At 51.7% G+C, this 23,174-nt stretch carries 22 protein-coding genes; 11 read left to right on the forward strand and 11 right to left on the reverse strand.

Features of this window, described 5'->3' with window-relative positions; translation table 11 throughout:
- Position 1: 1 nt before the first annotated feature.
- From ftsQ to lpxC, 4 genes are all read left to right on the forward strand, one after another.
- On the forward strand, positions 2-844 hold the full coding sequence (gene ftsQ / locus ACQZQY_RS08735; RefSeq protein ID WP_056776967.1) for a cell division protein FtsQ: 843 nt from the start codon (positions 2-4) through the stop codon (positions 842-844).
- Positions 841-2,097, forward strand: coding sequence for a cell division protein FtsA (ftsA, locus tag ACQZQY_RS08740; protein ID WP_056776972.1), 1,257 nt, complete (start codon positions 841-843; stop codon positions 2,095-2,097). Before ftsQ ends, ftsA begins: the two co-directional genes overlap by 4 nt.
- 71 nt (positions 2,098-2,168) lie before the next feature.
- Positions 2,169-3,323 carry a cell division protein FtsZ gene (ftsZ, locus tag ACQZQY_RS08745; protein WP_013577005.1) on the forward strand — a complete coding sequence of 385 codons (1,155 nt, stop codon included), beginning with the start codon at positions 2,169-2,171 and terminating at the stop codon, positions 3,321-3,323.
- A gap of 105 nt (positions 3,324-3,428) precedes the next feature.
- Positions 3,429-4,346 (forward strand): UDP-3-O-acyl-N-acetylglucosamine deacetylase, encoded by a 918-nt coding sequence (gene lpxC, locus ACQZQY_RS08750; RefSeq protein ID WP_056776976.1) that lies wholly within the window; start codon positions 3,429-3,431, stop codon positions 4,344-4,346.
- Positions 4,347-4,366: 20 nt separating this feature from the next.
- Here lpxC and ACQZQY_RS08755 read toward each other — a convergent pair whose 3' ends face one another.
- The gene (locus ACQZQY_RS08755) at positions 4,367-4,891 is read right to left on the reverse strand and encodes a DUF721 domain-containing protein (protein WP_056776980.1); all 525 of its coding nucleotides are present in this window, start codon (positions 4,889-4,891) and stop codon (positions 4,367-4,369) included.
- A 26-nt stretch (positions 4,892-4,917) separates the two neighbouring features.
- Between ACQZQY_RS08755 and secM the strand changes: the two genes are divergently transcribed.
- The 3 genes from secM (at position 4,918) to mutT (ending at position 8,757) form a co-directional block, all read left to right on the forward strand.
- On the forward strand, positions 4,918-5,442 hold the full coding sequence (gene secM, locus ACQZQY_RS08760; protein ID WP_056776984.1) for a secA translation cis-regulator SecM: 525 nt from the start codon (positions 4,918-4,920) through the stop codon (positions 5,440-5,442).
- An 80-nt stretch (positions 5,443-5,522) separates the two neighbouring features.
- Positions 5,523-8,240 carry a preprotein translocase subunit SecA gene (secA, locus tag ACQZQY_RS08765; protein ID WP_056776988.1) on the forward strand — a complete coding sequence of 906 codons (2,718 nt, stop codon included), beginning with the start codon at positions 5,523-5,525 and terminating at the stop codon, positions 8,238-8,240.
- Positions 8,241-8,361: 121 nt separating this feature from the next.
- Positions 8,362-8,757, forward strand: coding sequence for an 8-oxo-dGTP diphosphatase MutT (mutT, locus tag ACQZQY_RS08770; protein ID WP_431297169.1), 396 nt, complete (start codon positions 8,362-8,364; stop codon positions 8,755-8,757).
- Between the two features lie 71 nt (positions 8,758-8,828).
- On the opposite strand, the gene yacG is transcribed toward mutT, so the two are convergent.
- The 3 genes from yacG to coaE are packed head-to-tail and all read right to left on the reverse strand — an operon-like array spanning position 8,829 to position 10,444.
- Positions 8,829-9,026, reverse strand: coding sequence for a DNA gyrase inhibitor YacG (yacG, locus tag ACQZQY_RS08775; RefSeq protein ID WP_056776990.1), 198 nt, complete (start codon positions 9,024-9,026; stop codon positions 8,829-8,831).
- Positions 9,027-9,035: 9 nt separating this feature from the next.
- Positions 9,036-9,788 (reverse strand): cell division protein ZapD, encoded by a 753-nt coding sequence (gene zapD, locus ACQZQY_RS08780; RefSeq protein ID WP_056776993.1) that lies wholly within the window; start codon positions 9,786-9,788, stop codon positions 9,036-9,038.
- Between the two features lie 44 nt (positions 9,789-9,832).
- The gene (gene coaE / locus ACQZQY_RS08785) at positions 9,833-10,444 is read right to left on the reverse strand and encodes a dephospho-CoA kinase (RefSeq protein WP_217203560.1); all 612 of its coding nucleotides are present in this window, start codon (positions 10,442-10,444) and stop codon (positions 9,833-9,835) included.
- Between the two features lie 242 nt (positions 10,445-10,686).
- Between coaE and ACQZQY_RS08790 the strand changes: the two genes are divergently transcribed.
- Positions 10,687-11,730: a GMP reductase gene (locus ACQZQY_RS08790; RefSeq protein WP_183848585.1), complete on the forward strand. Its 1,044-nt coding sequence runs from the start codon at positions 10,687-10,689 to the stop codon at positions 11,728-11,730.
- Positions 11,731-11,809: 79 nt separating this feature from the next.
- Here ACQZQY_RS08790 and hofC read toward each other — a convergent pair whose 3' ends face one another.
- The 4 genes from hofC to nadC all read right to left on the reverse strand — a co-directional run bounded on the left by hofC (position 11,810) and on the right by nadC (position 16,146).
- Entirely contained in the window at positions 11,810-13,030 is a 1,221-nt protein-coding gene (hofC, locus tag ACQZQY_RS08795; RefSeq protein ID WP_431296949.1) for a protein transport protein HofC, read from the reverse strand.
- The gene (gspE, locus tag ACQZQY_RS08800; RefSeq protein WP_431297170.1) at positions 13,027-14,511 is read right to left on the reverse strand and encodes a type II secretion system protein GspE; all 1,485 of its coding nucleotides are present in this window, start codon (positions 14,509-14,511) and stop codon (positions 13,027-13,029) included. Before gspE ends, hofC begins: the two co-directional genes overlap by 4 nt.
- Positions 14,511-14,957 carry a prepilin peptidase-dependent pilin gene (gene ppdD / locus ACQZQY_RS08805; protein ID WP_122094589.1) on the reverse strand — a complete coding sequence of 149 codons (447 nt, stop codon included), beginning with the start codon at positions 14,955-14,957 and terminating at the stop codon, positions 14,511-14,513. Before ppdD ends, gspE begins: the two co-directional genes overlap by 1 nt.
- Positions 14,958-15,252: 295 nt before the next feature.
- On the reverse strand, positions 15,253-16,146 hold the full coding sequence (nadC, locus tag ACQZQY_RS08810) for a carboxylating nicotinate-nucleotide diphosphorylase (protein ID WP_136375833.1): 894 nt from the start codon (positions 16,144-16,146) through the stop codon (positions 15,253-15,255).
- 94 nt (positions 16,147-16,240) lie between these two features.
- Here nadC and ampD point away from each other — a divergent pair, with 94 nt between their 5' ends.
- Both ampD and ampE read left to right on the forward strand, forming a co-directional pair.
- Positions 16,241-16,813: a 1,6-anhydro-N-acetylmuramyl-L-alanine amidase AmpD gene (ampD, locus tag ACQZQY_RS08815; protein ID WP_056777012.1), complete on the forward strand. Its 573-nt coding sequence runs from the start codon at positions 16,241-16,243 to the stop codon at positions 16,811-16,813.
- A gap of 61 nt (positions 16,814-16,874) precedes the next feature.
- Positions 16,875-17,729: a beta-lactamase regulator AmpE gene (ampE, locus tag ACQZQY_RS08820; RefSeq protein ID WP_431296950.1), complete on the forward strand. Its 855-nt coding sequence runs from the start codon at positions 16,875-16,877 to the stop codon at positions 17,727-17,729.
- An 86-nt stretch (positions 17,730-17,815) separates the two neighbouring features.
- On the opposite strand, the gene ACQZQY_RS08825 is transcribed toward ampE, so the two are convergent.
- The 3 genes from ACQZQY_RS08825 to aroP form a co-directional block, all read right to left on the reverse strand.
- Complete coding sequence (locus tag ACQZQY_RS08825) at positions 17,816-18,796, reverse strand: glycoside hydrolase family 43 protein (protein ID WP_431296951.1); 981 nt, start codon at positions 18,794-18,796, stop codon at positions 17,816-17,818.
- Positions 18,789-20,225: a glycoside-pentoside-hexuronide (GPH):cation symporter gene (locus ACQZQY_RS08830; protein ID WP_431296952.1), complete on the reverse strand. Its 1,437-nt coding sequence runs from the start codon at positions 20,223-20,225 to the stop codon at positions 18,789-18,791. The genes ACQZQY_RS08825 and ACQZQY_RS08830 overlap by 8 nt, the downstream gene beginning before the upstream one ends.
- A gap of 267 nt (positions 20,226-20,492) precedes the next feature.
- Positions 20,493-21,863 (reverse strand): aromatic amino acid transporter AroP, encoded by a 1,371-nt coding sequence (aroP, locus tag ACQZQY_RS08835; protein ID WP_056777025.1) that lies wholly within the window; start codon positions 21,861-21,863, stop codon positions 20,493-20,495.
- A 428-nt stretch (positions 21,864-22,291) separates the two neighbouring features.
- Between aroP and pdhR the strand changes: the two genes are divergently transcribed.
- The gene (pdhR, locus tag ACQZQY_RS08840; protein ID WP_056777026.1) at positions 22,292-23,062 is read left to right on the forward strand and encodes a pyruvate dehydrogenase complex transcriptional repressor PdhR; all 771 of its coding nucleotides are present in this window, start codon (positions 22,292-22,294) and stop codon (positions 23,060-23,062) included.
- Positions 23,063-23,174 lie beyond the last annotated feature (112 nt).

The following is a 23,174-nucleotide window of genomic DNA, read 5'->3' on the forward strand; positions in this document are numbered from 1 at the left end:
TATGTCTCAAGCCGCCCTGAATACCCGAGAGCGAGAGACGGCCGAGAGCAATAATGGCGGCCGTCGCAGTAACGGCGGTCAACTGGCAGGGATCGTATTCCTGCTGCTGGTTGCAGGCACTATTTTGTGGAGCGCGTGGGCAGTTGTGGTCTGGATGCAGGACGCAAACCGACTGCCGCTGTCTCAGCTGGTGGTGACTGGCGAGCGTCATTACACCACTAACGACGATATTCGCCAGGCGATCTTGTCCTTAGGGGCGCCGGGCACGTTTATGACGCAGGATGTGAATGTCATCCAACAGCAGATTGAGCGATTGCCGTGGATTAAACAGGTCAGCGTCCGTAAGCAATGGCCGAATGAACTGAAGATTCACCTGGTGGAATATGTGCCGGTCGCACACTGGAATGATTTGCACATGGTTGATGCTGACGGCAAGTCATTCAGCATACCTGCTGAACGTGTCGTCAATCAAAAAATGCCGTTGCTCTACGGTCCGGAAGGCAGTGAACAGGATGTTTTGCAAGGCTATCAAACGATGAGTCAGGCGCTGGCCGCCGGCAAGTTCACGTTGAAAGCCGTGGCAATGAGTGCACGCCACTCGTGGCAGTTAACCCTGGATAATGATATCCGGCTGGAATTGGGGAGAGATGACCGGATGGGGCGTTTACAGCGTTTTATCCAACTTTATCCGCGTTTCCAGCAACAGGCTGACGCCGACAAAAAGCGCATCACTTATGTCGATTTACGTTATGACAGCGGTGCATCAGTGGGTTGGGCGCCAGAGTTTATTGACCAGCAAAACAGTAATCAGCAACAGAATCAGGCACAGGCTAAACAACAATGATCAAGTCGACGGACAGAAAACTGGTAGTTGGGCTGGAAATCGGTACTGCAAAAGTCGCCGCATTGGTGGGAGAAGTTCTGCCCGATGGCATGGTCAACATTATCGGTGTGGGCAGTTGCCCATCCCGGGGCATGGATAAAGGTGGCGTTAACGATCTGGAATCGGTGGTGAAATGCGTGCAGCGTGCCATCGATCAGGCCGAATTGATGGCTGATTGCCAGATTTCCTCTGTTTACCTTGCTTTGTCTGGTAAACATATCAGTTGTCAGAATGAAATAGGGATGGTTCCTATTTCAGAAGAGGAAGTGACGCAGGAAGATGTAGAGAACGTTGTGCATACCGCTAAGTCGGTGCGCGTACGTGATGAACATCGGGTATTGCACGTCATTCCTCAGGAATATGCCATCGATTATCAGGAAGGCATTAAAAATCCGGTCGGATTATCTGGCGTGCGTATGCAGGCTAAAGTCCACCTGATCACCTGCCATAACGATATGGCGAAGAACATTGTCAAAGCGGTTGAACGGTGCGGCCTGAAAGTTGATCAGCTCATTTTTGCCGGTCTGGCCTCCAGTTATGCCGTTCTGACCGAAGATGAACGCGAATTAGGTGTCTGTGTCGTCGATATTGGTGGCGGAACCATGGATATCGCTGTTTATACCGGTGGCGCACTGCGTCATACTAAGGTAATCCCTTATGCAGGGAATGTGGTCACCAGTGATATCGCTTACGCGTTCGGCACACCACCTACCGATGCCGAAGCGATCAAAGTTCGCCACGGTTGTGCATTAGGGGCGATTGTCGGCAAAGACGAAAATGTCGAAGTGCCGAGCGTAGGCGGACGTCCGCCACGCAGTCTGCAACGTCAGACACTGGCTGAAGTTATCGAGCCTCGTTATACAGAATTGCTGAATCTTGTGAACGACGAAATTTTGCAATTGCAGGAGCAGTTACGTCAGCAGGGCGTAAAACATCATCTGGCCGCAGGTATAGTTTTGACAGGCGGCGCAGCACAAATTGATGGTCTGGCAGCTTGTGCGCAGCGGGTATTCCATACCCAGGTGCGTATCGGGCAACCTCTGAACATCACCGGGCTGACAGATTATGCGCAGGAACCTTACTACTCAACTGCTGTAGGGCTGCTGCACTACGGGAAGGAGTCTCACCTCAGCGGTGAGGCAGAAGTGGAAAAACGCGCCTCAGTGGGCAACTGGTTCAAACGAATCAATAGCTGGCTGAGAAAAGAGTTTTAATGTTTTAACAACGGGATCATGCTTTTAAGTATTTCGATCCCGACGCGACAGGCACAAAACGGAGAGAAACTATGTTTGAACCTATGGAACTGACCAACGATGCGGTGATTAAAGTCATCGGCGTCGGCGGTGGCGGCGGTAACGCTGTCGAACACATGGTGCGTGAGCGCATCGAAGGTGTTGAATTCTTTGCCGTTAACACCGACGCTCAGGCGTTGCGCAAAACGGCAGTAGGCCAGACGATTCAGATCGGTAGCGGTATTACCAAAGGTCTGGGTGCTGGTGCGAACCCGGAAGTGGGTCGCAATTCTGCTGAAGAAGATCGTGAAGCCCTGCGTGCTGCGCTCGAAGGCGCTGACATGGTCTTTATCGCAGCGGGCATGGGCGGCGGTACCGGTACCGGTGCAGCGCCAGTGGTTGCTGAAGTAGCAAAAGATTTAGGTATTCTGACCGTTGCTGTCGTGACTAAGCCATTCAACTTTGAAGGCAAAAAACGCATGGCATTCGCGGAGCAGGGTATCGCTGAACTGTCCAAACACGTGGACTCCCTGATCACCATCCCGAACGACAAGCTGTTGAAAGTTCTGGGTCGCGGTATTTCTCTGTTGGACGCCTTCGGTGCGGCCAACGACGTGCTGAAAGGCGCGGTGCAGGGTATTGCTGAGTTGATCACCCGTCCGGGTCTGATGAACGTCGACTTCGCCGATGTGCGCACCGTTATGTCCGAAATGGGTTATGCCATGATGGGCTCCGGTGTGGCATGTGGTGAAGACCGTGCTGAAGAAGCGGCTGAAATGGCGATCTCCAGCCCGTTGCTGGAAGATATCGACCTGTCAGGCGCGCGCGGCGTTCTGGTCAACATTACTGCGGGCTTCGATTTGCGTTTGGATGAATTCGAAACAGTGGGTAACACCATCCGTGCTTTCGCCTCTGACAACGCCACCGTGGTTATCGGGACTTCTCTTGACCCGGAAATGAATGACGAACTGCGCGTAACAGTAGTGGCAACAGGTATCGGCATGGACAAACGTCCTGAGATCACCTTGGTGACCAACAAGCCAGCCAGCCAGCCTGTTATGGATCATCGCTACCAGCAGCACGGAATGTCTCCGTTGCCGCAGGAAACGAAGCCAGCTGCCAAAGTGGTCAACGATCAAAGCGCGCAATCTAATAAAGAGCCCGACTATCTGGACATCCCAGCCTTCCTGCGTAAGCAGGCAGACTAGTCTGAATTGTAGGATCTCCGCTCTTTGTGCTAAACTGTCCCGCCAACCTTAATGTACTATGCAAAGGTTGGCAGGATAGATGGATAACATTGCGAGATAAAAACGATGATCAAACAACGTACATTAAAACGTATCGTTCAGGCGACGGGCGTCGGTTTACATACCGGCAAGAAAGTCACCCTGACTCTGCGTCCTGCACCGGCCAATACCGGGGTCATCTATCGTCGCACTGACTTGAATCCACCGGTCGATTTCCCGGCAGATGCCAAATCCGTGCGTGATACCATGCTCTGTACTTGCTTGGTCAATGAGCATGACGTACGTATTTCTACGGTAGAGCACCTTAATGCGGCCCTCGCAGGTTTAGGCATCGATAACATCGTTATCGAAGTCGACGCACCTGAAGTGCCAATTATGGACGGTAGTGCTGCACCTTTCGTCTATCTGTTGATGGATGCAGGGATTGAAGAGCTGAACTGCGCGAAGAAATTCCTGCGCATCAAGCAGACTGTGCGTGTTGAAGACGGTGATAAGTGGGCAGAGTTCAAACCATTCAATGGTTTCTCTCTGGATTTCACTATCGACTTCAATCACCCGGCGATTGATTCCAGCTCACAGCGCTACAAAATGAACTTCTCTGCAGAAGCATTTGTTCGCCAAATCAGCCGTGCGCGCACATTTGGTTTTATGCGTGATATCGAGTACCTGCAGTCACGTGGTTTGTGCCTGGGTGGCAGCTTTGATTGTGCGATTGTTGTAGATGATTACCGCGTACTTAACGAAGATGGTCTGCGTTTTGAAGATGAATTCGTTCGTCACAAAATGCTTGATGCTATCGGCGACCTGTTCATGTGCGGCCATAACATTATTGGTGCGTTTACCGCATTCAAGTCTGGTCACGCTCTGAACAACAAGTTACTGCAAGCGGTATTGGCGCAGCAGGAAGCCTGGGAACTCGTTACATTCCAGGATGAAGCTGAAGTGCCATTGGCTTTTAAAGCCCCTTCTACCGTATTGGCATAATCGGTACAGATATTACTGTTTTACTTATTACGACTGGTTGTTCTGGCACTCTCTCCGGCCAGGTCAGCCAGTCGTTCTAATGCCTTCCTCAGTTTTTCCGGGCTTCGGCTCGCCAGTCCTCTCAATTCATTAGCACTCTGTGAACTCAAATGCCGAACCGGCATAGACTCTGCTGCGATCGTTTTATTTTTCTGAGCAATTTGCGAAGCATTTTCCATTTTAGCCATCAACGAGGGATTAATCCTGATGTCGATTGATGACAATGATGGTAGAATTTGCGCTCGAAGTGCAGAGAGTAATGCGGGTTGTTCATAGCGTAATCGCATCATCCAGCTGGCATTAGCAATTTCCAGCACTAAAACTCCCTGTCGATAATTACCGACACGACACCATGGTTGCATGGGTGACGGTAAAAGCCCCTTCACTGCGCGGTTTAGTTTTAATAAAGCCGCAGCGCGCTGTTGAACAATTCGCAGCGGGCTTTGTTCCGTTGAAGAGGCGTCATCGAACAGGATATCTAATAATTGTGGGCGACTATCGCGCATGATGGGCTCCGGCGGATTGTAAACGTGTGATTGGTATTCTAAATCGTTGGCGACAATTTGGCAGAAGGTATTTTTGGCCGCATCTCCTCCTGGGGATGGTCGCGGCTAGCCTTGGCGTGTCGACGAATCTCTCACAAACTGAACTGGTTGCCGTTCCTAATACGTCTTCAAGTCTAAACCGTCTCAACATCGGCAGTACAGGGCTGAGTAATCTGGCATTACTCCAGGCGCATCGCCGCCCGTCTTTCGGTGTCGATTACTGGCAGCAGCATGCACTACGTACCGTTATTCGTCATCTTTCTTTTGCTCTGGCACCGCAGGTTGTTTATACCGCTGCACCGGAAGTCGTTGCTAAAGACGCAGAGCCGCTGCATGTCCAGCAACTCGCTTTACTGGTTACCCTGAATGCCTTACTGACACATGAATCCAAACCTCCGGTTATCATTCGTCATACGCAACAGCCTTTCCTCTCTCATGCTTCATCGCATCAAACCGGCCTGTGGTTAGCACAGGTGCAAGGCATTCGTGCCGGCCCGGCCTCTCTGATTTAACAGGCTGTAATTGTAAACTCTATCTATAAATCAATAAATTAGTGGCTACCTCAGGTGGCCTCCAAGAGATATTAAGCACTATGTTAATCAAATTATTGACCAAAGTTTTTGGTAGCCGTAATGATCGTACCCTGCGCCGTATGCGCAAAGTGGTTGACCTTATCAACCGCATGGAACCTGAAATTCAAAAGTTGACCGATGAGCAACTGCAAGCGAAAACCAACGAGTTCCGCGAGCGTTTGGCGAAAGGTGAAGTGCTTGAAAATCTGATCCCTGAAGCTTTTGCTGTCGTACGTGAATCCAGTAAACGTGTCTTTGGCATGCGCCACTTCGACGTGCAGTTGCTCGGCGGTATGGTACTGAACGAACGCTGCATCGCAGAAATGCGCACCGGTGAAGGTAAAACACTGACCGCAACGCTGCCTGCTTATCTGAACGCATTGAGCGGTAAGGGCGTTCACGTTGTTACCGTCAACGATTACCTGGCACAGCGTGACGCCGAAAATAACCGTCCACTGTTTGAATTCCTGGGTCTGAGCATCGGTATTAACTTACCGGGTATGCCTTCTCCCGCTAAGCGTGCGGCTTATGCTGCAGATATCACCTACGGTACCAATAACGAATACGGTTTTGACTACCTGCGTGACAACATGGCGTTCAGCCCTGAAGAACGTGTTCAGCGTAAGCTGCACTATGCGCTGGTGGATGAGGTTGACTCCATCTTGATCGATGAAGCGCGTACTCCGCTGATCATCTCCGGCCCGGCCGAAGACAGCTCAGAAATGTACACCCGCGTTGATAAGCTGATTCCAAAACTGATCCGTCAGGAAAAAGAAGACTCCGATTCCTTCCAGGGCGAAGGCCACTTCTCAGTGGATGAAAAAGCGCGTCAGGTTCACCTGACTGAACGCGGTCTGATTCTGATCGAAGAACTGCTGATGGAAGCGGGTATCATGGAAGAGGGCGAATCCCTCTATTCCCCGACTAACATCATGCTGATGCACCACGTGACCGCAGCGCTGCGTGCACACGTGCTGTTTACCCGCGATGTGGATTACATTGTGAAAGACGGTGAAGTTATCATCGTCGACGAACACACTGGCCGTACCATGCAGGGCCGTCGCTGGTCAGATGGTTTGCATCAGGCGGTTGAAGCGAAAGAAGGCGTTGATATCCAAAACGAAAACCAGACGCTGGCTTCCATTACCTTCCAGAACTACTTCCGTCTGTACGAAAAACTGGCCGGTATGACCGGTACTGCGGACACCGAAGCATTCGAATTCAGTTCCATTTATAAACTCGATACCATTGTTGTGCCAACTAACCGCCCGATGGTGCGTAAAGACATGGCCGACCTGGTCTACATGACAGAAATGGAAAAAATTGGCGCAATCATCGAAGACATTCGCAATTGTACCGCGAATGGCCAGCCGGTATTGGTGGGGACTATCTCAATTGAGAAATCAGAAGTTGTCTCAAATGAGCTGACCAAAGCCGGTATCGCACACAGCGTACTGAACGCGAAATTCCACGCTAAAGAAGCGGACATTGTGTCCCAGGCGGGCCAGCCAAGTGCGGTTACGATCGCTACCAACATGGCCGGTCGTGGTACGGATATCGTATTGGGCGGCAGCTGGCAGGTTGAAGTTGAGAATCTCGGCGAAGAAGCGACAGACGAGAAAATCGCAGAAATTAAAGCGGCATGGCAGATTCGTCACGATGCCGTGCTGGCTTCCGGTGGTTTACACATCATTGGTACCGAGCGTCATGAATCACGCCGTATCGATAACCAGCTGCGTGGCCGTGCGGGTCGTCAGGGTGATGCGGGTTCATCACGCTTCTATCTGTCCATGGAAGATGCTCTGATGCGTATCTTCGCGTCCGACCGTGTAACTGGCATGATGCGTAAACTGGGGATGAAACCAGGCGAAGCCATTGAGCATCCTTGGGTGACCAAAGCGATTGCTAATGCGCAGCGTAAAGTAGAAAGCCGCAACTTCGATATTCGTAAGCAATTGCTGGAATATGATGATGTGGCAAGCGACCAGCGTCGTGCGATCTACAGCCAGCGTAACGAACTGCTGGACGTGTCCGACGTGAGCGAAACCATCGCCAGCATTCGTGAAGACGTGTTCAAAAGCACTATCGACAGCTACATTCCGCCACAGTCTCTGGAAGAAATGTGGGATGTTGAAGGTCTGGAACAGCGTCTGAAAACCGATTTCGAGTTGGAAATGCCGATTTCGGAGTGGCTGGATAAAGAGCCAGAACTGCATGAAGAAACACTGCGCGACCGTATCATGGAAATCGCGAAAGAATCTTACGCCCGTAAAGAAGAAGTCGTTGGCGCTGAAATGATGCGCAACTTCGAGAAAGGCGTGATGCTGCAAACCCTTGACTCCCTGTGGAAAGAGCATCTGGCCGCAATGGATTACCTGCGTCAGGGTATTCACTTACGTGGCTATGCGCAGAAAGATCCAAAGCAGGAGTACAAACGTGAATCCTTCGCCATGTTTGCTTCTATGCTGGAATCGCTGAAATACGAAGTGGTCAGCGTACTCAGCAAAGTACAGGTACGTATGCCTGAAGAAGTAGAAGCGATGGAGATTCAGCGTCGTGAAGAAGCTGAACGTCTGGCGCGTCAGCAACAGCTGAGCCATCAGGATCAGCAGGAAATCGAAGTGGCCGAAGCCGCGCGTCTTGCTTCTTCTGGCGAACGCAAAGTAGGTCGTAACGATCTCTGCCCATGCGGTTCCGGCAAGAAATACAAACAATGCCATGGCAGCCTGCAAAAGTAAGATTTCAGGCTAAGTCATCGTGTTAATCTTAAAGGCGGCTAATCACCGCCTTTATTTTTGTCTTAAAAAGTACGGTTTCAGTACAGGATTCTTGGTCAGGAGAAAGGTGAGAACTGTGACGATTAAGCAACTGAATATCTCAGTCGGCATCATCCGCAATGAGCAGAAAGAAATTTTTATCACCCAGCGTGATGCCTCATCACACATGGCCGGATGTTGGGAGTTTCCCGGCGGTAAGATAGAAGCGGGTGAGTCGCCGGAACAGGCCGTCATTCGTGAGTTACAGGAAGAAGTGGGGATAAATGCAACATCTCCAGTGTTGCTGAAAACGTTAGAGCATCGCTTCTCCGATCGCATTATCACTTTGCATTTCTTTTTGGTAGAAAGCTGGCAGGGCGAACCTTACGGCAAAGAAGGACAGCCTAAGCGCTGGGTTGCACAGTCTGAGTTGGATGAAACTGAATTTCCACCAGCGAACGAAGAGATAGTCAACGCACTGAAAAATAACCAGTTATAATGTTATACCTCTCGCAAAAAAGGGGCTGAAGCCCCTTTCTGTATCATTCCTTTCTACGCTGGTTTTCTGCGTTAAATCTCTTCTTCGCTCCACTCATCCAGATCGTTGATATCCCCTTTGCTGGGAATACGTTTCTCTTCATCGGCCCATTCGCCGAGATCGATCAACTGGCAGCGTTTACAACAAAATGGGCGGTAAGGGCTTTGTTCGCCCCAGACCACTGTTTTGCCACAGGTCGGGCAATTTACTTCAATAATTTCGGGATCCATTTGCAACTCCTAGCAGCAGGCAAGATCAAAATTCAGTCGCGCGGGAACCACACCATGTTCGCTGTCGAGGGGTAAAAAGCGAATGGCATAACGGGTTTTGTGCCCGGACACTTGCGGGTAAAGCAGATTTTCCATCGACAGACGTAATCGTAACAGATCTGCGCCTTCCGCATTGTCCTGGAAAAAGCCGTTAAGGCTGATTTGATTGCGAAATACGCCTGACTGACGGATTAAATCCAGCACCATTGTGAGCGAGTTATTTAACGGAGCCAGAGTTTCCAGCCAGTTTTGAACTTCGCCATCCCTCTGAGATTGCGCCAAATGCAGCCAGATATGCAGCGTCGGCAAATCAAAGCTGCAGCAACCGCCAGGAATACTCAGGCGTTGACGAACCAGCGCGATCATCCGGTCTTCTTTCAATGCCTGACCGATTCTGGGTGCTTTCATCAGGATGCCCGCGCACTGCTTTAGCTCTGCCCGAATTCCTTCAATGCGAGAAATATCTACGCCAGGGACATCCTGCCACTGGGAGAGTTTCTGTTGCTGTCTTTCCAGCTCTTTCAGCAAATCAGTACGTACTTCCCCGCGCTCTAAAACATCCAGCAGATCGGATGCCGTGCGGAAAAACAGCAACGCAGAAGAAATAGCAGTAACTTGCGCATTGGCATGCAGTTGCTGTAACAAAAACTCAATGCGTAGCCAGGTACGCATTTTTTCATTTAGAGGATGTTCAAAAAGAACGGTGGCTGCTGCTTCACTCATGCTTGGCAATATCCTGTCTGTTTTCCCCTTGATATTCTGATGAATTATTCAGGGGATACTGATGCCGCAAATGTTAAATAGCGGCTATGTAATTGGGCAACACGCGATTCAATCGTTTCAGGATCGCCGCTGTTATCAATAATGTCATCCGCGCAGGCCAGTCGTTTTTCACGGCTCACCTGCGCAGCAATAATACTTTCAGCCTGCTGACGGCTGATGCCATCGCGCTGCATTGTGCGCACAAGCTGGGTTTGTGGATCAACGTCTACAACTAAAACGCGATTTGCCTGCGCCTGTAATCCATTTTCAACCAGTAACGGCACCACCCACAGCACGTAAGCCGTTTCAGCCTGCCTTATAAACTGCTGAGTACGCGCATGAATAACGGGATGGAGCAGTTGATTCACCCAGGCTTTTTCAGCCGGATGACTGAAAATGCATTCTCTCAAAGCGGCTCGATTTAACGAACCATCATCAAGAATAATATCTTTACCAAAGTGTTTGCTCAGTTCATCCAGCGCCGGTTCACCTGGAGCCACAACCTGACGTGCAATGATATCAGCATCGACAATGCTCACCCCGCGGCGGGCAAAGCTTTCGGCTACGGTACTTTTTCCGCTTCCTATGCCTCCGGTCAATGCAACGATATAGGCCATGCTGATGCTCTGATAGAATTAGTTGGGTAAATGATAAAGAGATTATGAGTAAGTGCAAGCCGCTCTCGTGTTGGTTTTGGACTGGAAAAATTAATCAGCTACACAATCAAAAGTCTGTGATGTGCGCTGTAAAAGCCATCTTGCCGTTGTCATTTTCCTGTGTATGATAAAACCACTGGAAAGGGTGTCTAATTTTCTGCTGCCACCCTAGCGACCCGTCGCCAAACCAGGACAAACCCGTCATGCGCATTGAAGAAGATTTGAAGTTAGGTTTTAAAGACGTACTTATCCGCCCGAAACGTTCCACCCTTAAAAGCCGTTCCGAAGTAGAGCTGGAGCGCACCTTCACATTTAAACACTCTGCTATCAGCTGGTCTGGTACGCCAATTATTGCCGCCAATATGGATACCGTTGGAACATTCCGTATGGCGACTGTGCTGGCATCATTCGGGATGCTGACTGCAGTCCATAAGCATTACACCGTAGAGCAATGGCAAGCTTTCATCTCCTCGGCTGATGAATCAGTACTGCGCAATGTGATGGTTTCAACCGGAACGTCAGAAGCTGATTTCGTCAAAACCCTGCAAATTCTCGCGATGTCGCCTCTGCTGAAGTTTGTGTGTCTTGATGTTGCTAACGGCTATTCAGAACACTTTGTGGATTTCCTGCAGCGTGTGCGTGAAGCATGCCCGGACAAAGTTATCTGTGCAGGTAACGTTGTTACCGGTGAAATGGTGGAGGAATTGATCCTCTCTGGCGCAGACATCGTTAAAGTTGGCATCGGTCCGGGTTCTGTCTGTACCACCCGCGTCAAAACCGGTGTAGGTTATCCGCAACTTTCTGCCGTGATTGAATGTGCTGATGCAGCCCATGGTTTAGGCGGACAGATCGTCAGCGATGGTGGCTGTGCTGTTCCGGGTGACGTAGCCAAAGCCTTCGGCGGCGGTGCCGATTTCGTAATGCTCGGCGGTATGCTGGCTGCGCACGAAGAATGCGAAGGCTCAGTGGTTGAAGAAAATGGCGAAAAATTCATGCTGTTTTACGGCATGAGTTCTGAATCAGCGATGAAACGCCACGTAGGCGGCGTCGCTGAATATCGCGCCGCAGAAGGCAAAACGGTGAAATTACCCCTACGTGGTCCGGTAGAAAACACTGTCCGCGATATTCTCGGCGGCTTGCGTTCAGCCTGCACCTATGTGGGCGCCGACCGTCTGAAAGAGCTGACGAAACGCACTACCTTTATCCGCGTTGCGGAGCAGGAAAACCGGTTGTTCGGCGGCAAATAACCCATCTTCATTCAGGCTAAATAACGGCGAAATAATTTTCGCCGTTTTCTGTTTATGCACAAACTTAACATTGCCATCCTCAGCCCATCACCGATCCCAGCTGGAATATCGGCAGATACATCGCTATCACTAATCCGCCAACAATCACGCCCATTACTGCCATAAGTACCGGTTCAATCGTTTGTGACAAGGTGTCTGCCAGCGAATTTGCTTTTTCATTATGCAGATGCGCCAGTTTTAGCAGTAACTCATCCAGCGATCCTGACTCCTCACCTATTTTGATAAGTTGTTGGCACAGCGAAGGAAACAGCGGCGACTTTACAAAAGCTTTGTGTAAGGGTACACCCTGCATAATCTGCTCACGGATCTGACCGAGTGCGGTCTGAAAATGCAGGTTAGACATTGAGGCCGATGCGGCTGCCAGCCCCGCAATCAATGTCATACCCGCCTGCTGCGTCATCGCCAGAGTTTGAAATATCTGGCTCAGGCAGCTGTCGGTGACCAGCCGTGATGTTAACGGCAAGGTAAGCAGCAGCTTTTGTTCCCTCAGTTTCCACCTTTGTTGCGGATGCAATTTGCGCAGATAAGCAAAACAGCAAAGGGATAAAACACCTGCCAGCCACGGGCCAGTTCCAATCAAAATCTCAGAGGTGGCTACCAGCATGCGGGTAAACCAGGGTAACTGCGCATCGAAGGATGCGTAGATTTTGGCAAACTCTGGCAGAACCATCGTCAGCATCAGCAGCGTCACCAGGGTGGCGATAACGCTGACAATCAGCGGATAGCGCAATGCTTTTTTCACCTTCGCCTTCAGTTCCGCCTGCTGCTCCTGCTGGGCTGCCAGTTGTAAACAACACTGATCCAGTTGTCCTGTGAGCTCACCAATGGAGATTATCTGCCGGTAGATATCCGGGAAGACGTCCGGATACGCATTGAGCATTTCCGATAAAGGTTTACCTTCGCGTACCCCTTTGGCGATATTGTGCAGGACGCACTGCCATGCTGGTTTCGCATGTTCACCGGCCAGCAGCGTAAGGCTGTTAACCAGCGGCAGCCCCGCCTGCAACAATGTGGCGAGCTGCCTGATAATCGATACCCGCTCCTGATTCTTCCAGAAACGCCGGTGCAGGCTCTGCTTCATGTGAATCTTTAGCGGCTGCAAACCAGCAGCGAAAAGCTGCTGGTAAATGCCCTCTTTACTGACCTCAATGCTGTCGCCATCCTGGATACTTCCCTGGCTATCGATAGCCTGCCAGTGATAGAGCCGCCACGTTTGATGAAGCACTGACAAATCACTCATGCACCGGTTCCCTCGCCGGTGACGCGATAGAGTTCCTCAAGCGAGGTAATACCTTGTTCCACCAGCAGCATCCCGGCTTCCTGTAAGGTGATCTGCCCCTGCTCGCGGGCGATTTTGATAAGTTCGTTCACGGTGGCTTCTGCAACCAGCGCCTGTTGTAAACGGGGCGTGATGTTCAGCGTTTCATAAATACCTGTCCGTCCGTAATAGCCTGAAAAACACTGATGACATCCGGCTGCCTGCCAGAGCGGTACTTGTCTTCCTTGTCCGTTTTCGCCATTCCCGACAAATGACATGTGCGCCTTACGGCAATGCGGACAGAGTTTTCGCACCAGACGTTGGGCAATCACCAGCCGCAAACTGGCGGCAATGTGAAAGCCTTCGACGCCCATCTGACGCAGGCGGGTCAGGGTTTCGCAGGTAGAATTGGTGTGCAGCGTTGAAAGCACCAGGTGACCGGTTTGCGCTGCTTTTACCGCGATCTCAGCCGTTTCTTTATCACGGATCTCACCGACCATGATGACATCAGGATCCTGACGCAGTAACGCCCGTAAAACACTGGCAAAGCTGAGATCTGTTTTGCTGTTAATCTGCGTTTGATTAATACCGCTGACGGGAATTTCGATCGGATCTTCCACGCTGCAAATATTGCGTGAGATGGCATTCAGTTCACGCAAGCCGCTGTAGAGCGTCACGGTCTTGCCACTGCCGGTCGGGCCGGTGACCAGAATCAGCCCCTGTGGATGTTTCAGTGCCGCCTTGAAATATCCCAGATCTCGCAGGGTGAGTCCCAACTGTGACATCGCCAGATCTTGCTGGGTCATGTGCAGAATACGCAGCACAATTTTCTCGCCATGCAGCGTCGGCAAAGAGGAAACGCGCATCGAGTAGCGCTGATTTTGCAGCACCACCGACAGCTGTCCGTCCTGTGGTAAACGACGTTCAGCGACGTTCAGTTGTCCCATGATTTTGAGCCTTGCACAGACGCTGGCCGCCATCGAAAACTCAGGGCCGGGGATCTCCTGCAACACGCCGTCAATGCGTACACGGACACGGAAGCAGTTTTCATAAGGTTCGAAATGAACATCCGATGCCCGGCGGGTAATCGCTTGTCTCAGGATCTGATTAAGAACATTAATCACCGGCGCGTCACTCTGGTCATTCAGTTCGTTGGCTTCCGGCCTGTTAGAATCCCCATTCCCTGCTTCTTGTGGTGATTCCGCACCGTCTTTTTCCATCATTTGCTCCAGCCTTGCCTGCGGCCAGCGCTCCAGCTGAACTTTCAGTCCGCTGGCAAAACGCAAAACATTACCTAACGTCTCGGCATCGGGTTCCGCCTCATGGCAGGCGACGCGCAAGGTTTGATCGTCGCGGTGCAGTATCACCGCTTTATAACGCTGACAAAGCGCCTCAAGCGACGCTTCGCTTTGCAGGCGATCGCTGTCAGGCGGGGAAACCGGACGCAGTGGCATATCGGTCATCATGGCGCTCCTGTGGTATCAAAGCGGAATACGCTTTCGCATGCTTCTACCATCGACGAACTCTCGGCATTGGTGCAGCTTCTGCTCCAGACAATGCCGCCTGCCTGGATATCCGGGGCGGGAGTCATCACAACGCTCAGGCCTTTAAGCGCCTGCTGACCTGTCAGTGAAATCACCCCCGCGTTCACCTGTATCTGGCTGACGTAACGGCTGGTGGCCGTCGCAGGGATCCCCTGCGTGCCTGCGTTGCAGCTCGTCAACGCACCTGCATCTATGACGCACAGCTCGACGCCGGTTTTATAGGGCACCATGGTTTGCAGCATGTCAGTCAGGGCTGCTTTCTGGATGTAACTTTGGTAGGCGGGAATGCCGATGGCGCTCAGGATCGCAATAATTGCGATGACCACCATCAGTTCTATAAGGGTAAATCCTTGTTGCCGGTGCATGGCTTTCTCCGTTTTGTGTAACTGCATGGATGTTGCTCAGGCAGCAAACTAAACGGAGAGAAATTCTGATTCCAGCGTCATTTATGGCTTCTCCGCGATGCCTTCCAGGATAACTATGCAAGGGAAAAAGGCTGTCAAAACTTTTGCGCGGCGTCTCGCAATAATGATGCGGCGTTTAAAAAGAGGGTTGGCAGCGGGCAGGGGAGAATGAGAGGGTAATGCGGCAAGTACGAAATAGTCCGAAGAAGTCGTATTGCCCCGGAAAGGATATCCGGGGCAATAGCGCATCGGTTAATCAGTTGAAACGCATCGAAAGATCCATCGCGCGGACATGTTTGGTCAGTGCGCCAACAGAAATGTAATCCACGCCTGTTTCAGCGAATTCGCGCAGTGTTTTTTCGGTGACGTTGCCAGACACTTCCAGCAATGCCCGGCCAGCAGTCAGGGTGACGCCTTCGCGCATCATCGGCACGGTGAAGTTATCCAGCATGATGATGTCAGCACCGGCATCCAGCGCCTGCTGAAGTTCGTCGAGTGACTCGACCTCTACTTCAACCGGCACATCCGCGTGGATCCACAGCGCACGTTCGACGGCGGCTTTGATCGAGCCGCAGGCAATAATATGGTTTTCTTTGATCAGAAACGCGTCCGCGAGACCAAGACGGTGATTGCTACCGCCGCCGCACAGCACGGCATATTTCAGCGCAGTGCGCAGGCCGGGCAAGGTTTTACGCGTATCCAGCAGTTGGGTTTTAGTGCCTGCCAGCAGCTTCACATAGTGGCTGACTTCGGTGGCTACGCCAGAGAGCGTCTGGACAAAATTGAGCGCAGTACGTTCGCCGGTCAGCAGCATGCGGGCAGATCCGGAAAGCTCGCACAATGTCTGGTTTTCAGACAGGGTATCGCCGTCTTTGACATGCCATTTGACGGTGATTTTATCGCCTGCCAGCTGGGTGAACACTTCATCCAGCCAGCGCTGGCCACAAAAAACACCGGCTTCACGGGTGATAATTGTCGCGCTTGCACTCTTGTCTTGCGGCAACAATTGCGCAGTTAAGTCATTGTTGGCATTGGCTTCGCCGCCAAGGTCTTCACCCAAAGCCTGAGTCACAAGTAAGGGGATATCATTCTGGATACGTTCGAGTAACTGTGCGCGGCGACTTTCAGGGCTGTAGCTGCGGGTAGACATACAAATACTCCGAAATGGCGGATAAGAAGGACAAAAAAACATGCTACCCTGTTGCTGTGATAAGTACCACCCAAGCACATCATTGAGGTCATTGATGCACTTAGAACATGGCTGGATTGCCGGGGCCCGGCAGGTAGTTTCTCCCCATTCTGATCTCCGTCCTGAAGACGAAATCCCCTCGCTGTTAGTGATCCATAACATCAGTTTGCCGCCCGGAAAATTTGGTGGCCCTTATATTGACCAGCTGTTTACCGGCACGCTGAATCCGCAGGATGATCCTTATTTCGAAGGGATCCACCAGTTGCGCGTTGCCGCGCATTGCCTGATCCGGCGTGACGGCGAGATCGTCCAATATGTGCCTTTTGATAAACGTGCCTGGCATGCGGGCGTTTCAAGCTGGCAGGGGCGGGAGCGATGTAATGATTTTTCTATCGGTATTGAGATGGAGGGCACTGATTTCGAGCCTTTCACCGAGGCGCAATATCGCAGCCTCGCAAGCGTTACCGAGTTGTTAATTAAGCACTATCCAATTAGTCTGGATGCCATTACCGGACACAGTGACATCGCGCCAGGGCGTAAAACGGATCCTGGTCCTGAGTTTGACTGGGCATTTTATCGCAAGCTGTTAACACCCATCGCAGGGCAAAATGTCTCTGCTGACTCGTGAATGAACGCGGGTTCGGGTTTCTGTTTTTTGCGAGTGATGTGTTGAGAGAGAGTGAGAATCGATGACGTTATTTACTTTATTGCTGGTGCTGGCTTGGGAACGGTTGTTCAAACTGGGTGAACACTGGCAGTTGGATCATCGGTTTGAGGTGATTTTCAACCGTGGACGGCAGACGTCTCTGACGAAAACGCTGGCGATAACCGTGGTCTGGATGGCGGTCATTTGGGTGATTTTGCGTGCGGTGCAGGGCCTGTTCTTCGGCGTTCCGTCACTGGTGTTATGGGTGATTATCTGTCTGTTGTGCATTGGTGCTGGCGTTAAACGCAAACACTATCGCGCCTATCTCAAATCAGCCCGTCAGGGCAATATTGATGCCACGAAAGAAATGGCGGAAGAGCTGGCGCTGATTCACGGCCTGCCTGCCGACTGCAGTGAAGAGGCTCGTTTGCGGGAGCTGCAAAATGCGCTGCTGTGGATTAACTTCCGTTATTATCTGGGGCCGCTATTTTGGTTCGTGGTCTGCGGGCCTTACGGGCCTGTTGCACTGGGTGGGTATGCCGTATTACGTGGCTATCAGACCTGGCTGGCGCGCCACATGACGCCGCTTAAACGCGCTCAATCCGGTGTCGATAGTCTGTTGCATATTCTGGACTGGATCCCGGTGCGGCTGGCGGGCGCGGCGTATGCCCTGCTCGGGCACGGTGAAAAAGCGTTACCGGCGTGGTTCGCCTCGCTGGGAGATATTCATTCTTCGCAATATCACGTTCTTACCCGCCTGGCGCAGTTCTCTCTGGCACGCGATCCCCATACGGATCCGGTTCAGACGCCGCGTGCAGCCGTCGGGCTGGCGCGAAAGGTCACTATGATCATTCTGGTCGTGGTTGCGCTGTTAACGATTTATGGTGCGTTGATTTAACGGCAAAAGTACCGCCTGTCTGCGCTATATAAAATCTGCATAAAAAAGCCCGGCACATTCACATGGCCGGGCTTTTTGCATGTTATTCAGGACTTAAAGAGTTGCTGCAGCGTCAGCGGGCGGTTATCTGCGGCGGGTTCACCGAAGTCCGGCAGTCCGTTCTCATCCCAGCGGAAGGTTTTGATACGGGTATGGCGGTTTGGATCGTACAACGGGTCACCTTCAATCTCAGTGTAATTGCGGGCGTGATAAACCAGCACATCTTCACCTTGTTCGTTGCGGGTGAAGCTGTTGTGGCCGGGGCCGAACTGTCTGTTGCCCACGTGAGTGGTGAATACCGGACGTTCAGATTTACGCCACGCTTTAGCGTCCAGCAGATTGCTGTTGATATCCGCCGTCAGTAAACCGATGCAGTAATTTTCATCAGTGGCGCTGGCGGAATAGGTGATGAAAATCTTATCACCATGCTTAATCACTGCCGGGCCTTCGTTTACCCAAAAACCGATGATTTCCCAGTCCAGCTCAGGTTTGCTGAGCATGACGGGGGGCGATTTCAGTGTCCACGGGTTTTCCATTTCGGCCAGATACAGGTTGGAGTTGCCCTGAATAGCCGGATCTTTCTGCGCCCACAGGTAGTAATTTTTCCCCTGGTGCTCAAAATGCGTCGCGTCAAGCGAGAAGCTGTCGAGAGGGGTCTGGATCCGGCCTTTCTCCTGCCAGACTCCGCTGAGCGGGTCAGCATCTTCGCAAACCAGCGCATACATACGGTGCTGGAATAATTCGTCCACAATCTCCTGAGAGGGCGCTGCGGCATAATAAATCACCCATTTCCCGTCGATGAAGTGCAGCTCCGGCGCCCAGATAAGTGCGCTCATCGGGCCGGTATCGGGCTTATGCCAGATGATTTTTGCAGGTGCATCGGCAAGGCCGGCCAGCGTTTCAGATCGACGGATTTCCAGCCGGTCATATTCCGGCACTGAGGCGATGAAGTAATAATTGCCATCGTTGTGCAGCCAGATATGCGGGTCGGCACGTTGCTCGATAAGGGGATTTGGATAGTTACTCATGTTTAAGCTCCTTGCTGTGCAGCGGAACAGAACCTGCGTCCGGCGCATTTTTCGTGTCGTGATATTCATTCAGCTCGCGATAATTACGGCGGCGGATTTCAAGATCAGACTGAATGGTGCGCATCATCTCGCGGTCAACTTTCAGTAAACGCACCACGCCTGCAGTGATCAGATAGCCAATGCCTGGGATCACCGTGAACAGCAGCACGATACCGTTAATTGCGTGATCGCTTTGACGGGCAGCCCCCGCATCGTATCCATAACCAGAGAGCAGGAAGCCGACCATTGCCCCGGCCACGGCCAGGCCGCATTTCAGGAAGAACAGGTTGCCGGAGAAGCTGATGCCGGTGATACGTTTGCCGGTTTTCCATTCGCCGTAGTCATCCACGTCCGCCATCAGTGACCAGTGCAGCGGAGAAGGGAGCTGGTGCATGATGTTCAGGATGAAGTAGGCCACCAAAATCAGCGTTGTCGCGTGCGGATCGAGGAAATAGAAGCCGCAGGAGAAAATGGTCAGAATGATGTTTGCCCAGAAGAACACTTTCAGTTTGCAGTATTTATCGGTCAGCGGTTTCGCCAGCGCGCTGCCAATCATCATGCCAACCACGCCGAGGCTGATAAACATACTGGCGAACGAGGTGGATTTCTCCATCACCCAGGTAACGTAATACATGGTCGCTGCCATACGGATAAAGCCCGGACACACGTTGCAGAAGGTGAGCAGCAGAATGCGCACCCACTGGTCGTTTTTCCAGATGTCTCTCAGGTCAGATTTGAGCGCATGTTTGGACGGCACCGCCGGCTGGATACGTTCTTTCACAAAGCTGAAGCAGAACAGGAACATAAACAGCGCGATGATCGCCATAACACCCATCGACATCTGATAGCCCTTCGCTTTGTCCGCGCCACCGAACCAGTCGGCCATCGGCAGTAATGTTGAGGACAAAATCAGCGTGGCAATCCCTACCATAAAGAAGCGGTATGACTGGCAGGCAACGCGCTCATGAGGGTCGGCCGTGATCACGCCGCCGAGCGAGCAGTAAGGGATGTTGATGGCCGTATAGGTCAGCGACATCAGGAAGTAGGTGACAAATGCATAGATTACTTTGCTGTTGTAGGACCAGTCTGGCGTGGTAAACATCAGCACGCTGAACAGGACATAAGGCACACATATCCATAACAGATAAGGACGGAACCGGCCCCAGCGGGTTGTGGTACGATCGGCGATAGCCCCCATGATCGGGTCGGTGACGGCATCAATGACACGTACCGAAAGCAGCAATATGCCCACCAAAGCCGGAGCCAGACCGAAAACGTCCGTATAAAAATAATTAAGAAACAGCATGATGGCGCCGCCAATCATGTTGCACCCTGCGTCCCCCATGCCGTACGCCACTTTCTCTCTAAATGACAGCGCGCCTTCCTTCATGGATGTAGTCTCCGGCTAGTAGTTAATAAGTGAGTTGTTAAGAAACTGTTTGATAGCAAAGAGTATTGGCGCGGGAGGGGCTGAGGAGTCAGGAGGTAAGAGTCGTGAAGATGGACGATTTGGTCATGCTGGGTAAAGTGTGACACAGATAACAAAGCGCCCCGGCCAGTGAAAACGGACCGGGGCGCGCGTGATTTTTTTGAAACCGGTGGTGTTTAAACGATTCGCGGTTTAAACCCCTCCGTCATGTCAGACAACCTTTCGGGGTCAGACTTTAACGGACTTACCGCTCTGCTGATTCTTGAACCAGTAACCGAGGCCGAGGATCACCAGCCACACAGGGATCAACCAGACGGAAATCGCCATGCCCGGCGTGATCGCCATGATCACCAGAATCCCGGCCATGAACAGCAGGCAGATGTAGTTACCCAGCGGATAAAGCAGCGCTTTAAACTTGGTTTCCACCCCTTCACGGCGCATTGCCTGACGGAATTTAATGTGTGCAAGGCTGATCATGGCCCAGTTGATAACCAGTGCAGAAACCACCAGCGCCATCAGCAAACCAAACGCTTCGCCCGGCATCAGGTAGTTAATCAGTACGCAAAGTGCCGTAGTGGCCGCAGATACCATGATAGAAGCGACAGGTACGCCACGTTTATCGACGTTCAGCAGTGCTTTCGGTGCATTACCTTGCTGAGCCAGGCCGAACAACATACGGCTGTTGCAATATACGCAGCTGTTGTAGACCGACAGCGCGGCGGTGAGGATGACCACGTTGAGGGCATTCGCCACCAGTGCATCGCCCAGATCATGGAAGATAAGGACGAATGGGCTGGTGTCGGGCCCGACGCGGGTCCACGGCATCAGGGAAAGCAGAACGGCCAGTGAGCCCACATAGAAAATCAGAATGCGGTAGATAACCTGATTGGTGGCTTTTGGAATGCTGACTTCAGGATTATCGGCTTCAGCGGCCGTGATACCGACCAGCTCCAGACCACCAAACGAGAACATGATGATCGCCATCATCATCACCAGCCCGGTCATGCCGTGCGGCAGGAATCCTCCCTGTTCCCAGAGGTTACGCACCGTGGCCTGCGGCCCTGCGGTATCGCTGAACAGCAACCAGCCACCGAACAGGATCATCGCGACCACTGCGACCACTTTGATGATGGCAAACCAGAACTCCATCTCACCAAACACTTTCACGTTGGTCAGGTTGATGGCGTTGATCAGCACGAAGAAGACAGCCGCAGAAGCCCATGTCGGGATTTCCGGCCACCAGAATTGAATATATTTACCGACGGCGGTCAGTTCTGCCATCGCCACCAGCACGTACAGAACCCAGTAGTTCCAGCCTGAAGCGAAACCGGCAAAACCACCCCAGTATTTGTAGGCAAAATGGCTGAAAGAACCGGCAACCGGCTCTGCCACGACCATTTCACCCAACTGACGCATAATCAGAAAAGCGATAAAACCCGCGATAGCGTAGCCCAGAATAATCCCCGGTCCCGCCGACTGGATAACGGAGGCGCTGCCCAGAAACAGGCCCGTTCCGACTGCCCCACCTAACGCAATCAACTGAATGTGACGGTTTTTAAGGCCGCGCTTCAGCTCATCGCCATGTTGTTGATCAACCATTTACCTGTCCTCTGTCATTGGGGCAAAACCCATAGCATTCTGCGTGTTAGAAAGAATGTAAGGCGATAATTACACTTTTTGTATTTAATTATTTACGGCTGGATTGTGCCTAAAAAGCAGCATCATCTACCGTTCGGGCAAGAATAGTGTTATGCGAAAAAGTTTGCACCTGATTTATGCATCATCTGCATAACAAATAACCAAATTAACGCTAAATTTGCTCAGGATCGTAAAAATGTGATCTTAAAGGCAGAAAAAAAGAGAAATGATAAAAAGTTGTTAAATTGTGCGAGGTCGACGCATTTACTGGGTAGCCATATGGACACAAGGTGAATACTTTGTTACTTTACGGCCACGTTTTTTAAATTGGTATTACCAATTGACTCCGGCAACTTACAGAGTCGCTACTCGCAGAGAACCGCACATATATGGCTTACAGCAAAATTCGACAGCCTAAGTTATCCGATGTGATCGAGCAGCAACTTGAGTTCCTGATCCTCGAAGGCACTTTAAGACCCGGGGAAAAGCTTCCGCCAGAACGTGAACTGGCCAAACAGTTTGATGTTTCACGACCTTCTCTGCGAGAGGCAATCCAAAGCCTTGAAGGGAAGGGACTGCTCCTGCGCCGTCAGGGTGGTGGCACCTTCGTGCAAAGTAACCTGTGGCAAAGCGTGAGCGATCCGCTGGCCGAGTTACTGGCTGACCATCCTGAATCACAATTCGATCTCCTTGAAACACGCCATGCCCTTGAAGGGATTGCTGCCTATTATGCGGCGCTCAGAGGCACTGAGGATGATTTGGCGCGCATTCGCGATTGTCACGTGGGTATTCAGACCGCCCAGGACAGCGGGGATCTGGACGCAGAAGCTGATGCGGTTATGCAGTATCAGGTTGCTGTAACAGAAGCCGCGCATAATGTTGTTCTGCTGCATCTGGTTCGCTGTATGGGGCCGATGCTTGAGAAGAACGTTCGACAGAACTTTGAATTGCTGTACTCACGCCGGGAAATGCTGGCAACGGTAAGCAACCACCGCGCCAGTATTTTCGAGGCGATTGTTGCACGTGAACCAGAAATGGCACGCGCCGCATCTCACCGTCACCTGGCGTTCATTGAAGAAGTTTTGCTGGATCTCAGCAGGGAACACACCCGGCGGGATCGGTCATTACGACGGCTCCAGCAACGAAAAGATGAAAGTTAACCTTCGGGATTAATTTTTAGAGCCTTCCTTTGAGGGCTCACGGCAACTACATGACGGGCCTGTCTTCGTGCGTTTTGTTGAGAGCGAAGACTGTCACTAAGAGCGCAGGAAG

The organism is Rahnella sp. PAMC25559 (assembly GCF_050632365.1).
Lineage (GTDB): Bacteria > Pseudomonadota > Gammaproteobacteria > Enterobacterales > Enterobacteriaceae > Rahnella > Rahnella rivi.